Source organism: Streptomyces sp. WAC05374, from assembly GCF_004353505.1.
In the GTDB taxonomy this organism is placed as follows: domain Bacteria; phylum Actinomycetota; class Actinomycetes; order Streptomycetales; family Streptomycetaceae; genus Streptomyces.
Genome location: NZ_SMNQ01000002.1, coordinates 332,194 through 344,837 on the forward strand (window position 1 = coordinate 332,194; position 12,644 = coordinate 344,837).

10 protein-coding genes are annotated in these 12,644 nt (G+C 72.1%); 1 reads left to right on the top strand and 9 read right to left on the bottom strand.

Annotated elements, in window-relative coordinates:
- Window positions 1–10: 10 nt before the first annotated feature.
- From murG to rsmH, 9 genes are all read right to left on the bottom strand, one after another.
- Window positions 11–1,105: an undecaprenyldiphospho-muramoylpentapeptide beta-N-acetylglucosaminyltransferase gene (gene murG / locus E2B92_RS06500; RefSeq protein ID WP_126887243.1), complete on the bottom strand. Its 1,095-nt coding sequence runs from the start codon at window positions 1,103–1,105 to the stop codon at window positions 11–13.
- A gap of 6 nt (window positions 1,106–1,111) precedes the next feature.
- Window positions 1,112–2,569, bottom strand: a complete 1,458-nt coding sequence (gene ftsW / locus E2B92_RS06505; protein ID WP_185923656.1) for a putative lipid II flippase FtsW — start codon at window positions 2,567–2,569, stop codon at window positions 1,112–1,114.
- Window positions 2,570–2,617: 48 nt separating this feature from the next.
- Complete coding sequence (gene murD / locus E2B92_RS06510; RefSeq protein ID WP_126887244.1) at window positions 2,618–4,048, bottom strand: UDP-N-acetylmuramoyl-L-alanine--D-glutamate ligase; 1,431 nt, start codon at window positions 4,046–4,048, stop codon at window positions 2,618–2,620.
- Window positions 4,030–5,100 carry a phospho-N-acetylmuramoyl-pentapeptide-transferase gene (gene mraY, locus E2B92_RS06515; RefSeq protein ID WP_126887245.1) on the bottom strand — a complete coding sequence of 357 codons (1,071 nt, stop codon included), beginning with the start codon at window positions 5,098–5,100 and terminating at the stop codon, window positions 4,030–4,032. The genes murD and mraY overlap by 19 nt, the downstream gene beginning before the upstream one ends.
- Window positions 5,097–6,527, bottom strand: a complete 1,431-nt coding sequence (locus tag E2B92_RS06520) for a UDP-N-acetylmuramoyl-tripeptide--D-alanyl-D-alanine ligase (protein ID WP_126887246.1) — start codon at window positions 6,525–6,527, stop codon at window positions 5,097–5,099. The genes mraY and E2B92_RS06520 overlap by 4 nt, the downstream gene beginning before the upstream one ends.
- A gap of 4 nt (window positions 6,528–6,531) precedes the next feature.
- A complete protein-coding gene (locus tag E2B92_RS06525) occupies window positions 6,532–8,199 on the bottom strand; it encodes a UDP-N-acetylmuramoyl-L-alanyl-D-glutamate--2,6-diaminopimelate ligase (RefSeq protein ID WP_126887247.1) in 1,668 nt (555 codons plus the stop codon).
- Window positions 8,200–8,216: 17 nt separating this feature from the next.
- On the bottom strand, window positions 8,217–10,160 hold the full coding sequence (locus E2B92_RS06530; protein WP_133087424.1) for a peptidoglycan D,D-transpeptidase FtsI family protein: 1,944 nt from the start codon (window positions 10,158–10,160) through the stop codon (window positions 8,217–8,219).
- Window positions 10,161–10,164: 4 nt separating this feature from the next.
- Window positions 10,165–10,572, bottom strand: a complete 408-nt coding sequence (locus E2B92_RS06535) for an FtsB family cell division protein (RefSeq protein WP_133087425.1) — start codon at window positions 10,570–10,572, stop codon at window positions 10,165–10,167.
- Window positions 10,573–10,681: 109 nt separating this feature from the next.
- Window positions 10,682–11,638: a 16S rRNA (cytosine(1402)-N(4))-methyltransferase RsmH gene (gene rsmH, locus E2B92_RS06540; protein WP_126883020.1), complete on the bottom strand. Its 957-nt coding sequence runs from the start codon at window positions 11,636–11,638 to the stop codon at window positions 10,682–10,684.
- A gap of 411 nt (window positions 11,639–12,049) precedes the next feature.
- Between rsmH and E2B92_RS06545 the strand changes: the two genes are divergently transcribed.
- Window positions 12,050–12,598 carry a beta-class carbonic anhydrase gene (locus tag E2B92_RS06545; RefSeq protein WP_185923462.1) on the top strand — a complete coding sequence of 183 codons (549 nt, stop codon included), beginning with the start codon at window positions 12,050–12,052 and terminating at the stop codon, window positions 12,596–12,598.
- Window positions 12,599–12,644 lie beyond the last annotated feature (46 nt).

The window sequence follows — 12,644 nt, forward strand, 5'->3', positions numbered from 1 at the left end:
CCCTGCCTTCTCACGCCCTGTGGCGTGCCGCGATCGCCTCGTAGACCATGCCGACGAGCAGGTCGTCGGCGTCCCTGCGGCCGAACTCGGCGGCGGCGCGGGACATCTCGTACAGCCGGTGCGGGTCGGAGAGCACCGGGAGCACATGGCCCTGGACCCACTCGGGCGTCAGCTCGGCGTCGTCGACCAGCAGACCGCCGCCCGCCTTGACCACCGGCTGGGCGTTGAGCCGCTGTTCGCCGTTGCCAATCGGCAGCGGTACGTACGCGGCGGGCAGCCCGACGGCGGAGAGCTCGGCGACGGTCATCGCGCCCGCGCGGCACAGCATCATGTCGGCCGCGGCGTACGCGAGGTCCATCCGGTCCACGTACGGTACCGGGATGTAGGGCGGCATACCGGGCATGTTGTCGACGTGCGGCAGTTCGTTCTTGGGGCCGACCGCGTGCAGGATCTGGATGCCGGAGCGCTGGAGGACCGGGGCGACCTGCTGGATCACCTCGTTGAGCCGGCGGGCGCCCTGCGAGCCGCCGGAGACCAGCAGGGTCGGCAGGTTGGGGTCCAGGCCGAACGCGGCGCGCGCCTCCGGGCGGACCCGGGCGCGGTCGAGGGTGGCGATGGTGTGCCGCAGCGGGATGCCGATGTAGCGGGCGTTGCGCAGCTTGCTGTCGGGCGTGGCGACGGCGACCCCGGCCGCGTACCGCGAGCCGATCTTGTTGGCCAGGCCGGGGCGGGCGTTGGCCTCGTGGACCACGATCGGCACGCCGAGCCGTTTGGCGGCCAGGTAGCCGGGCAGGGCCACGTATCCGCCGAAGCCGACGACGCAGTCGGCCTTCGTGCGCTCCAGGATCTGCTCGGCGGCCTTGATGGTGCCGCGCAGCCGCCCCGGGACGGTGATCAGCTCGGGTGTGGGCTTGCGCGGCAGCGGGACGGCGGGGATGAGCGCCAGCTCGTAGCCCCGCTCGGGTACGAGCCGGGTCTCCAGACCCCGCTCCGTACCGAGGGCCGTGATCCCCACGGTCGGGTCCTGCCTGCGCAGGGCGTCCGCGAGGGCGAGCGCGGGCTCGATGTGGCCGGCGGTCCCCCCACCGGCGAGTACGACATGCACCGAAATTCACCGCTCTCCGGACGGACGCTTCTTGACGCGCCGTCGCATCGACTTCCAACTCACCCCGGCTCGTTTGCCGAGACCAGGCTGTCGCATGGCCAGGGCCGCCTTCGCCGCGGGCTCCTCTCGCGCGAAGGCGATGAGCAGACCGACGGCGAACATGGTCGGCAGCAGGGCGGAACCTCCGTAGGAGAACAGCGGGAGCGGGACACCGGCGATCGGCAGCAGGCCGAGCACCGCACCGATGTTGACCACGGCCTGCGCCGTGATCCAGGTGGTCACGCCTCCCGCGGCATACCTCACGAAGGGGTCCTCCGTGCGTCCGGCCACGCGGATACCCGCATAGCCTAGAGCCGCGAACAGGGCGAGTACCGACAGCGTCCCCGCCAGCCCCAGTTCCTCCCCGGTGATGGCGAAGATGAAGTCGGTGTGAGGTTCGGGGAGTTGGCCCCATTTTTCCACACTCGCCCCCAGCCCGGAACCGAACCATCCGCCCGACGCCAGAGCATAGATCCCGTGCACGGCCTGCCAGCACGTGTCCCCCGGGCCCGGCTCGGTGGCGCCGATGCAGGCGAGCCGCGCCATCCGGTTCTCGCTGGTCCTGATCAGCGTGCCGCCGATCGCGGCGGCGACGGCCAGCACGCCGACGAACATCCGGGTGGGCGCACCGGCCAGCCACAGCAGGCCGAAGAGGATCGCGGTGAGGATGATCGCCGTGCCCATGTCGCCGCCCAGCATGATCAGCCCGAGCAGCAGGAAGGCGACCGGGACCAGCGGCACCAGCAGGTGCTTCCACTGGGTCAGCAGCCGTTTGTCCTGTTTGCGGGCGAGCAGGTCCGCGCCCCACAGGATCAGCGCCAGCTTGCCGAACTCACTGGGCTGGAGCTGGAAGGGGCCGCCCAGGTAGATCCAGTTCTGGTTGCCGTTGACGGCATGCCCTATCCCCGGGATCTGGACGAGCACCATCAGGAAGACGGTGCCGACGAGCAGCGGGTAGGCGAGCGCCCGGTGCAGCTTGGCCGGGACCCGGGAGGCGAACAGCAGCAGCCCGGTGCCGATGGCGGCGGCCAGGAACTGCTTGCGGAAGAAGTACGTGTCGGACAGCGACAGCTCGAGCGCCTTGATCTGGGACGCCGAGTAGACCATCACGAGGCCCAGGACGGTGATCAGGAGGCTGGCGCCGAGAATCACGTAGTACGCGGTCAGGGGGCGGTCCCAGGCGCGCCTGGCGCGCTCGTAGAAGCCGCGCACCCCGCTGCCGCGCGGCGGGCGCGGGGCGGGCACCCGCCGGGTGCGCCCGGTCCGGCCGCCGCCCCGGGCGGCCGGGGGCCGCCGCAGCCCCGCGGTGCGGCCGCGCAGGGCCAGCCCGGGCACGCGCGCGCGTGGCGCGGGTCCCGGGGCGGGGCCGTTCAGGGCGAGACCCGCGTGGTGCGGTGCGTACGCGGCGGCGTGGTCGGCCGGCATGGTCGCTGTCCCCTCCAGTCGTGCCCGGCGCGGCCGGACCGGTGGCTGTCAGGCGCGCTCGGCGGCGAGTGCGCGGACCGCGTCCGCGAACGCCTCGCCCCGCTTGTTGTAGTTGGTGAACATGTCCATCGAGGCGCAGGCCGGGGCGAGCAGGACCGTGTCCCCGGGCTGTGCGAGCCGTGCCGCTTCCCGGACCGCCTCCGACATCGCCCCAGTGTCGGTCCGGTCGAGGTCGACGACCGGTACCTCGGGGGCGTGTCGCGCGAGGGCTTCCCGGATCAGGGCGCGGTCGGCGCCCATGAGCACGACGCCGCGCAGCCGCCCGGCGGCCGTGGAGACGAGCTCGTCGAAGGTCGCCCCCTTGGCGAGGCCGCCGGCGATCCACACGATCGGGTCGTAGGCGGCCAGGGACGCCTCGGCGGCGTGCGTGTTGGTGGCCTTGGAGTCGTCGACGTAGCGGACGCCCTGGACCTCCTCGACCAGCTCGATGCGGTGCGGGTCGGGCCGGAAGGCCCGCAGTCCGTCCCGTACGGCGGTGGCCGGGACGCCGAAGGCGCGGGCCAGGGCGGCCGCGGCGAGCGCGTTGGCGATGTTGTGCGGGGCCGGCGGGTCGACGTCGGAGATCTGGGCGAGCTCCTGGGCCTGCTTCTGCCGGTTCTCGACGAAGGCGCGGTCCACCAGGAGGTCGTCGACGATCCCGACCTGGGAGGGGCCCGGCGTACCGAGGGTGAAGCCGATGGCGCGGCAGCCCTCCTCGACGTCGGCCTCGCGCACCAGGTCCTCGGTGGCCTTGTCGGCGACGTTGTAGACGCAGGCCACCTGGTTGCCCTCGTAGACGCGGCCCTTGTCGGCGGCGTACGCCTGCATGGAGCCGTGCCAGTCGAGGTGGTCCGGTGCGAGGTTCAGGACGGCGGCGGAGTGGGCGCGCACGGAGGGCGCCCAGTGGAGCTGGTAGCTGGACAGCTCGACGGCGAGGACGTCGTACTCCTCCTCGCCGAGGACGGCGTCCAGGAGGGAGACACCGATGTTCCCGACGGCGGCGGTCCTCAGTCCCGCCGCCTCCAGGATGGCGGCGAGCATCCGCACGGTCGTGGTCTTGCCGTTGGTGCCGGTGACCGCGAGCCAGGGCGCCGCGCCGGGGCCGCGCAGCCGCCATGCCAGCTCCACGTCGCCCCAGACCTCCACGCCCGCCTCGGCGGCCGCGGCGAACAGCGGCTTGTCGGGCTGCCAGCCGGGCGTGGTGACGACCAGCTCGGTGCCCTCCGGCAGGGTCGCCCCGTCGCCGAGGCGGACGGTGATGCCCTCCGCCTCGAGCTGCGCCGCCTGGGTGCGGGAGCGCTCGTCGTCGCCGTCGTTGACGACCGTGACGCGCGCGCCCAGGCCCGCGAGGACGCGGGCGGCGGGGATGCCGCTCACGCCCAGGCCGGCGACGGTGACGTTCTTGCCCTGCCAGGAGGTACTCACTTGTCGGCTGCCCATCCCGCGTAGAAGAGGCCGAGTCCCACGATGACGCACATGCCCTGAATGATCCAGAAACGGACCACCACGAGCACTTCGGACCAGCCCTTGAGTTCGAAGTGATGCTGGAGCGGGGCCATCCGGAAGACCCGCTTGCCGGTCATCCGGAAGGACCCGACCTGGATGACGACGGAAAGGGTGATGAGGACGAACAGGCCGCCCAGGAGGGCCAGCAGCAGTTCGGTGCGGGAGCAGATGGCGAGGCCCGCGAGCGCGCCGCCGAGGGCGAGCGAACCGGTGTCACCCATGAAGATCTTGGCGGGCGAGGTGTTCCACCACAGGAAGCCGAAGCAGGCGCCCATCAGGGCGGAGGCGACGACGGCGAGGTCGAGCGGGTCGCGCACCTCGAAGCAGGCGTTGGGGTTGGTCAGGGTGTCGGCGTTGGCGCACGACTCCTGGAACTGCCACAGCCCGATGAAGGTGTAGGCGCCGAAGACCATCACGGACGCGCCGGTGGCGAGGCCGTCCAGACCGTCGGTCAGGTTCACGCCGTTCGACATCGCGAGGATCATGAACAGCGCCCAGACCACGAACAGCACCGGGCCGATGGACCAGCCGAAGTCGGTGATGAAGGAGAGCTTGGTGGACGCCGGGGTCTGGCCGCGGACATCGGCGAACTGGAGCGCCAGGACGGCGAAGGCGATGCCGACGATGAGCTGGCCGGCCATCTTCGCCTTGGCCCGCAGACCCAGCGAACGCTGCTTGACGATCTTGATGTAGTCGTCGAGGAAGCCGACGAGGCCCATGCCCGCCATCAGGAACAGCACCAGCACGCCCGAGTAGGTCGGGTCCTCTCCGGTGATGACCTTGGCGAGCGCGTACGCGATGAGCGTGGCCAGGATGAAGGAGATGCCGCCCATGGTGGGCGTGCCCTTCTTGCTGCCGTGCGTGCGCGGGCCGTCGTCGCGGATGAACTGCCCGTATCCCTTGCGGGCCAGGAGCTTGATCAGCAGCGGCGTACCGATCAGGGTCAGGAAGAGCCCGATGGCTCCCGCGAAGAGGATCTGCCTCATCGGCCGGTGACCTCGCCCTCGGTGCTGTTCTCGAGCAGTGCCTGGGCGATCCGCTCGAGCCCGACCGACCTGGATGCCTTCACCAGCACGACGTCTCCCGGGCGCAGCTCTCTGCGCAACAGGTCGATCGCCGCCCGTGCGTCGGACACGTGCACCGACTCCTCACCCCACGAACCCTCGTTATATGCGCCCAGTTGCAGCCAGGACGCTTCCCTGCCCCCGACTGCGACGAGCTTGCTGACGTTGAGCCGGACGGCGAGCCGTCCGACCGCGTCGTGCTCGGCGAGCGCCTCGTCCCCCAGCTCGGCCATCTGACCGAGCACCGCCCACGTGCGGCCCCCCTTGGCCTGTGCGGCCTTGCCCATGGCCGCGAGCGCGCGCAGGGCGGCTCGCATGGACTCGGGGTTCGCGTTGTAGGCGTCGTTGACGATCGTCACACCGTCCGGACGCTCGGTGACCTCCATGCGCCAGCGGGAGAGGGAGCCCGCCTCGGAGAGCGCGGTGGCGATCTCGTCGACGGACATGCCCAGCTCATGGGCGACGGCGGCCGCGGCGAGCGCGTTCGACACGTGGTGCTCACCGTACAGGCGCAAGGTCACGTCACTGCACCCGGTGGGTGTGTGAAGCCTGAAAGAGGGCTGTCCGGTCTCTGTGAGCCGGACATTCTCGGCACGGACGTGGGCTTCTTCGGCCTCGCCGAAGAACGTCACGCGCGCGTGGGTGCGGTTTTCCATGGCCCGCACGAGAGGGTCGTCCGCGTTCAGCACGGCGATCCCGCCCGCCTCGGCGGACGGCAGCGCCTCGACCATCTCGCCCTTGGCCTGGGCGATCTGCTCCCGGCCGCCGAACTCGCCGATGTGGGCGCTGCCCACGTTCAGCACGAGCCCGATCGACGGCGGGGTCAGCTCGGTCAGGTAGCGGATGTGGCCGATTCCGCGCGCTCCCATTTCCAGGACGAGGTGCTGGGTGTCCTTGTCCGCGCGCAGCGCGGTGAGGGGCAGCCCGATCTCGTTGTTGAGGGAGCCGGGCGTCCAGACGGTGGGGGCCTTGTGCTGGAGCACCTGGGCGATCAGGTCCTTGGTGCTGGTCTTGCCGGCCGAGCCGGTCAGCGCGACGACCTTGGTCCCGAGGCGGCCGACGACCGCGCGGGCGAGGGCGCCGAGGGCGGTCTGGACGTCGTCCACGACGATGGCGGGCGCCCCGACCGGGCGGGTGGCCAGCACGGCCACCGCGCCCGCGTCCACGGCGCGCCGCGCGTAGTCGTGGCCGTCGACGTTCTCGCCGGCGAAGGCGGCGAAGAGGGAGCCGGGCTCGACCTGGCGGGAGTCGATGACGACGGGACCGGTGACCTGGACGGCCTGATCCGGTATGTCGTGCGACTGCCCGCCGACGATTTCGGCGATCTCGGCGAGGGAGAGGGCGATCACAACTTCATCCCTGACTGTTCTGGATGGCTTCGCGGAGGACCTGGCGGTCGTCGAAGGGGCGTACCACTCCCGCGATGTCCTGGCCCTGTTCGTGGCCCTTGCCCGCGACCAGGACGGTGTCGCCGGGCCGGGCGCGCGCCACGGCGGCGGCGATCGCGGCGGCCCGGTCGGCCTCCACGACGACGTCGCCGCGCTCGTGGACGGGCACCTCGGCGGCGCCGGCGAGCATGGCGGCCAGGATGGCGAGGGGGTCCTCGGAGCGGGGGTTGTCGGAGGTGAGGACGGCGGTGTCGGCGAGGCGTGCGGCGGCGGCGCCCATGGGGCCGCGCTTGGTGACGTCCCGGTCGCCGCCGCAGCCGAGGACGATGTGCAGCCTGCCCTCGGTGACCTTGCGCAGGGCGCGCAGGACCGATTCGACGGCGTCGGTCTTGTGGGCGTAGTCGACGACCGCGAGGTACGGCTGGCCGGCGTCGACGCGCTCGAGGCGGCCCGGTACGCCGGGGACGGCGGCGACGCCGTCGGCGGCGGTCTGGGGGTCGGCGCCGGCCACGGCGAGCGTGACGACGGCGGCGAGGGTGTTGGCGACGTTGAACGGGCCGGGCAGCGGGGCCTTGGCGGCGATCCGCTCGCCCTTGGGGCCGTGGATGGTGAACGTGCTCCCCAGGGCGCCGATTTCGACGTCCCCGGCCCACCAGTCGGCGTCCTTGTTGCCCTCGGCGGAGAAGGTGACGACCGGGACGGACGCCTCCTTGACCAGCCTCCTGCCGTACTCGTCGTCGTAGTTGACCACTCCCAGGCGGCTGCGGCGCGGGGTGAAGAGCTGCGCCTTGGCCTGGAAGTAGTCCTCCATGCCGGAGTGGAACTCCATGTGCTCCGGGCTGAGGTTGTTGAAGACGGCGACGTCGAAGACGCAGCCGTCGACCCGGCCGAGCACCAGGGCGTGGCTGGAGACCTCCATGGCGACCGCTTCCACGCCGCGCTCGCGCATCACCGCGAACAGCGCCTGGAGGTCGGTGGCTTCCGGGGTGGTCCGCTCGGACTTGATGCGCTCGTCGCCGATGCGCATCTCGACGGTGCCGATGAGCCCGGTGGCACGGCCGGCGGCCTTGAGGCCGCCCTCGACGAGGTAGGCCGTGGTGGTCTTGCCGGAGGTGCCGGTGATGCCGATCTGGAGCAGGTCGCCGCCGGGCCGGCCGTAGATCTCGGCGGCGAGGTCGCCCATCCGGCCGCGCGGGTCCTCGGTGACCAGGACCGGCAGGCCGGTCGCGGCGGCGCGTTCGGCGCCCGACGGGTCGGTGAGGACGGCGACGGCCCCGAGGTCGGCGGCCTGGCCGGCGAAGTCGGCGCCGTGGAGGCGGGCGCCCGGCAGGGCGGCGTACACGTCTCCGGGGCGCACGGCCCGCGAGTCGTGGGTGATGCCGGTCACCGCGGCGCTGCCCGGCGACGGGATGTCCAGCCGGGCCGCCAGCTCGCCCAGGGGTGTCGGGCGGACCTGGGCCGGTCGGGGCGCCCCCGGGCGTTTCGCGGGGGCGTCCTTCGGGGTGGTTCGGGACTGATCAGCGTGTGGCACGGCGGTGAGCGTACCGGGCGCACCCGTGATCGGGCTAAATGAGGGCGCCTGGGCAGCGTGGTCGCCGGATCGGTTCCCGGGGTCGGGGGTGATGGTCGTCACTGGTTGCTCCCGCCGGCTCACTCGCCGGGTTTGAACGTGACCGGCATGCGGGGTGCTTTTCTGCCGGTTGGTGCGACTTGCAGGGTCTTGAGGGCGAACTCCATGACCTTCTTGTGGATGGGGCCGCAGATCTGGCCGCCGAAGTAGCTGCCCCGGGTGGGGTTCTGGATGGCGCAGTAGACGGTGATCTGCGGGTCGTCGGCGGGCGCGAAGCCCGCGAAGGAGGCGGTGTAGCCGCGGTAGCGGCCGAGTTGGGGGTCGACGCGGTTGGCGGTGCCGGTCTTGCCGGCGACGCGGTAGCCGGGGATGGCGGCCTTGGTACCGGTGCCCTCCTCGTCGTCCACGACCGATTCCAGCATGGCGGCGAGGGTTTTGGCGGTCTTCTCGCTGACGACCCGGGTCTGCCTGGGCGCGGGGGCCGGGGTGAAGCGGCCGTCCGGTCCCTTGGTGCCGCGGACGAGGGTGGGTTCGACGCGTACGCCGCCGTTGGCGATCGTCGAGTAGACGGAGGCCGCCTGCATGGCGTTGATGGACAGGCCCTGGCCGAAGGGGATCGTGTACTGCTGCGAGGTGGACCAGCTCTGCGGCTTGGCGAGGATGCCCGGGGTCTCGCCCGGGTAGCCGAGGCCGGTGGGGCCGCCGAAGCCGAACCTGCGCAGGTACGAGTGCAGGACCCGGTTGGCCTGGGCCTGGGTCGGGCCGAGCTGGCCGGTGGCCAGGATGGTGCCGATGTTGCTGGACTTGGCCAGGACGCCGTTGAGCGTCAGGTACCAGGTGGGGTGGTCGATGTCGTCCTTGAACAGCCGGTCGCCCCGGTGCAGCCGGTTGGGGACGACGACGTGGGTGGAGGGGGTGGCGACGCCCTCCTCCAGGACGGCCGCCATCGAGATGACCTTGGCGGTGGAGCCCGGTTCGTAGGCGTCCTGGAGGGCGGCGTTGCCCATGGCGGCGGAATTGGCCTGGGACAGGTCGTTGGGGTCGAAGCCGGGCGCGTTGGCCATGGCGAGGACCTCGCCGGTCCGGGCGTTCTGCACTATCACGTAACCGCGGTCCGCCCGGGACTCCTCCACCTGCTGGGTGATGGCCTGCTGGGCGGCCCACTGGATGTCGCGGTCGATGGTCAGCTCGATGTCGGAGCCGGGGACGGCGGGGGTCTCCCGGGCGCCGACGGTGGGCACCCGGCGGCCGCCGGACTGGGCGTACTTGATCTTGCCGTCCTTGCCGGCCAGCTCCTTGTCGAGCATGGACTCCAGGCCGCCCCCGCCTCGGCCGTCGGCGTTGACGTAGCCCAGTATCCCGGCGGCGAGGGTGCCGTTGGGGTACACGCGTTTGCTGCTGGGCTCGTTGAAGACGCCGGCGAGCACGTTGACCCCGGCTCCGCCGCCCGCCTTGTCGCTGCGGGCCTTCTCGGCGAAGACGTTCTTGAGGTCCTTGATCTGGTTCCAGACCTGCGGGGTCTGGCGGCGGGCCAGCAGCGCGTAACGGGACTTGGGCGCCTTGAGCTTCCTGACCAGCTCGGCGGGGTCCTTGCCGAGGATCGGCGCGAGGAGGGCTGCGGCCTGTTCCGGGGCGTCGGGGGCCTTGCTCTCCTCGGGCGTGAACATCTTGGGGTCGGCGGTGATGTCGTACGCGTCGACGCTGGTGGCCAGCGCGATGCCGGCGCGGTCGGTGATCTCGCCGCGCTCGGCGGACAGCGTGTACTCCTGGTACCGGTTCCGCTCGGCCTTGGCCGCGTACGCGTCGGCGTCGACGGCCTGGACCTGGAGGAGGCGCACGACGAACGCCAGCATGACCAGCGTCAGGCCCAGGCTCACCAGCCGCAGCCGGGGCCTGGGGCTGCCGAGGCGGATGGTGCCGGACCTGGCGGTGGGGCGGGACGCCGGACGCGGACGCCGGGCGGCCGGGCGGCCGGGGCGCGCGGGAGCCGGTACGCGGCGGCGTGGGGGCTGGGCGGGGGGCACTGCGTCACCTGCCGGGCGTCGTCGGGGCGGTGGGCGGGGCGGGCTCGGCCGTCGCCCGGCTGGGTACGCCCCGGACCGTGCCGTCGGGTCCCAGGAAGGCGGGGCTGCCGCCGGGCACCATGCCGAGCTCACGGGCGCGGCGCTCCAGCGCGTCGGGGGCGGAGCGGCCGTCCACGTCCCGCTGGAGCTCCTGCTCCTCGTCGGTGAGTTCGGTGGTGCGCTTCTTGAGTTCGCTGAGTCTGAAGGAGCCCTCGTTGAGGGAGGAGTTGAGCAGCAGGAGGGTGATCAGGCCGCCGCCCAGGAGCAGGACGACCAGCAGGACGAAGGGGGTACGGGCGGCGGTGCTCGGCCCGGACGGCATGAGCCGCGCGAGCCGCGCCGCCCGCCCCTTCAGCGGTCCCGCCTTGGTCACCTGTCCTCCCGGTTCGCCCCGCTGCCGTATCCGTGCGTCACGTCACCGCCGTACCGCCGGCCGGCCGGGCCCACGCGCGCGTGGCGCCGGGCACCGTACCGCCGGCCGGTCACAGGTCGTCCTCCCTGATCCGCTCGGCACCCCGCAGCCGGGCGGGGGCGGCGCGCCGGTTCTCGGCGACCTCCTCCTCGGTGGGGAGTTCGGCGCCGCGCGTCAGCAGCTTGAGCTTCGGCTGGTAGCGCTCGGGCACGACGGGCAGTCCGGGCGGCGCGGTGCTGGTGGCGCCCGCCGCGAAGACCTGCTTGACCAGCCGGTCCTCCAGCGAGTGGTACGACAGGACGGCGATCCGGCCGCCGACCGCGAGCGCCTTCACGGCCGCCGGGACGGCCCGCTCCAGCACGGTCAACTCGCCGTTGACCTCGATGCGGAGGGCCTGGAAGGTCCGCTTGGCGGGGTTGCCGCCGGTGCGCTTGGCGGCCTGCGGGAGGGCGTCGCGGATGAGCTCCACCAGCCGGGCGCTGTTAGTGAACGGTTCCTTCTCCCGTTCCCGGACGATCGCTCCCACGATCCGCTTGGCCTGCTTCTCCTCGCCGTACTGGCGCAGGATGCGGACCAGCTCGCCGGGCGGGTAGGTGTTGAGGACCTCCGCCGCGCTGATGCCGGTCGTCTGGTCCATGCGCATGTCGAGCGGGGCGTCCTGGGCGTACGCGAAGCCCCGGTCGGCCTCGTCGAGCTGCATGGAGGAGACGCCCAGGTCGAACAGGACGCCCTGGACGCGCGGGACGCCGAGCCGGTCCAGTACGCCGGGCAGCTCGTCGTACACGGCGTGGACGAGGGAGGCGCGGTCGCCGAACCGCGCGAGCCGCTCGCCGGAGAGCCGCAGCGCCTCCTTGTCCCGGTCGAGGGCGATCAGCCGCACCTCGGGGAAACGGGTCAGCAGCGCCTCGCTGTGACCGCCGAGGCCGAGCGTGCAGTCGACGACCACCGCACCCGGCCGCTCCAGTGCGGGTGCCAGCATGTCCAGGCACCGCTGGAGCATCACCGGGACATGTCGGGTCTCGTTCATGCACGACCCTCGCTGCGCTCGCTCATGCGCCCTCTCAGATTCGGCGCGGCGTACGTACTGCCGGGTCCGGCGCCGGGAAGGGGGCGTCGGCCGACCGGCGAGCGGGAGGAGGCCGAGCCGTACGTACCGCCGCACACGCGGGGGAGAAACTGCGGATTCGCTGGGATTCGCTCAATGTCTCCGTGGACTTCGCGTCACTTTAGTCCACTCCCCCGCCCGGTCAATCAACCGGGCAGCGCGTCGCGCGGGCGGCCCGGCGCCCGGCGGCGCGAGGGGCGCAATTGAGGACGGCTCGCCCATATGGTGCCCCCTTGCCCACGCCTGTGGGTTACCTCACAACAAGGTGCGTTGTCGTTCTTTGTCCCCTCTCACAGCGCGCCCGGAGGGCCCGTGACCATTAACGTCATAGCCATGTCGACTTCCGCTTCCGCGCACTCCACGCCCAGCCCGATACACACGGGCGGCACGGTCACGGACCGCCTCGTCGAGGCCAACCGTCGTTACGCCGCCGATTTCACGGACCCCGGGATGGACGCCCGCCCCGTGCTCCAGGTCGCCGTCGTCGCCTGCATGGACGCCCGGCTCGACCTGCACGCGGCGCTCGGCCTGAACCTGGGCGACTGCCACACCATCCGCAACGCCGGCGGTGTCGTCACCGACGACGCGATCCGCTCGCTCACCATCAGCCAGCGGGCGCTCGGCACCCGCAGCGTGGTGCTCGTGCACCACACGGGCTGCGGCCTGGAGACCCTCACCGAGGAGTTCCGGCACGAGCTGGAGCAGGAGGTCGGACAGCGGCCGTCCTGGGCGGTGGAGAGCTTCCGCGACGTCGACCAGGACGTGCGGCAGTCGATGCAGCGGGTGCGCACGTCACCGTTCCTGCTGCACACCGACGACGTCCGGGGCTTCGTCTTCGACGTGAAGACGGGTCTGCTGCGCGAGATCGACGCGGCTTCCTGACGTTTCGCGGCACGGGACACCCACCCGGACCATGCCATCCCCGACA

What these genes read in the sequence shown, in the direction of transcription:
- ftsW (WP_185923656.1), bottom strand. Translation starts at nt 2,569, where the DNA reads ATGCCGGCCGACCACGCCGCCGCGTACGCACCGCACCACGCGGGTCTC.
- murD (WP_126887244.1), bottom strand. Translation starts at nt 4,048, where the DNA reads ATGGGCAGCCGACAAGTGAGTACCTCCTGGCAGGGCAAGAACGTCACC.
- mraY (WP_126887245.1), bottom strand. Translation starts at nt 5,100, where the DNA reads ATGAGGCAGATCCTCTTCGCGGGAGCCATCGGGCTCTTCCTGACCCTG.
- rsmH (WP_126883020.1), bottom strand. Translation starts at nt 11,638, where the DNA reads ATGAACGAGACCCGACATGTCCCGGTGATGCTCCAGCGGTGCCTGGAC.
- E2B92_RS06545 (WP_185923462.1), top strand. Translation starts at nt 12,050, where the DNA reads ATGTCGACTTCCGCTTCCGCGCACTCCACGCCCAGCCCGATACACACG.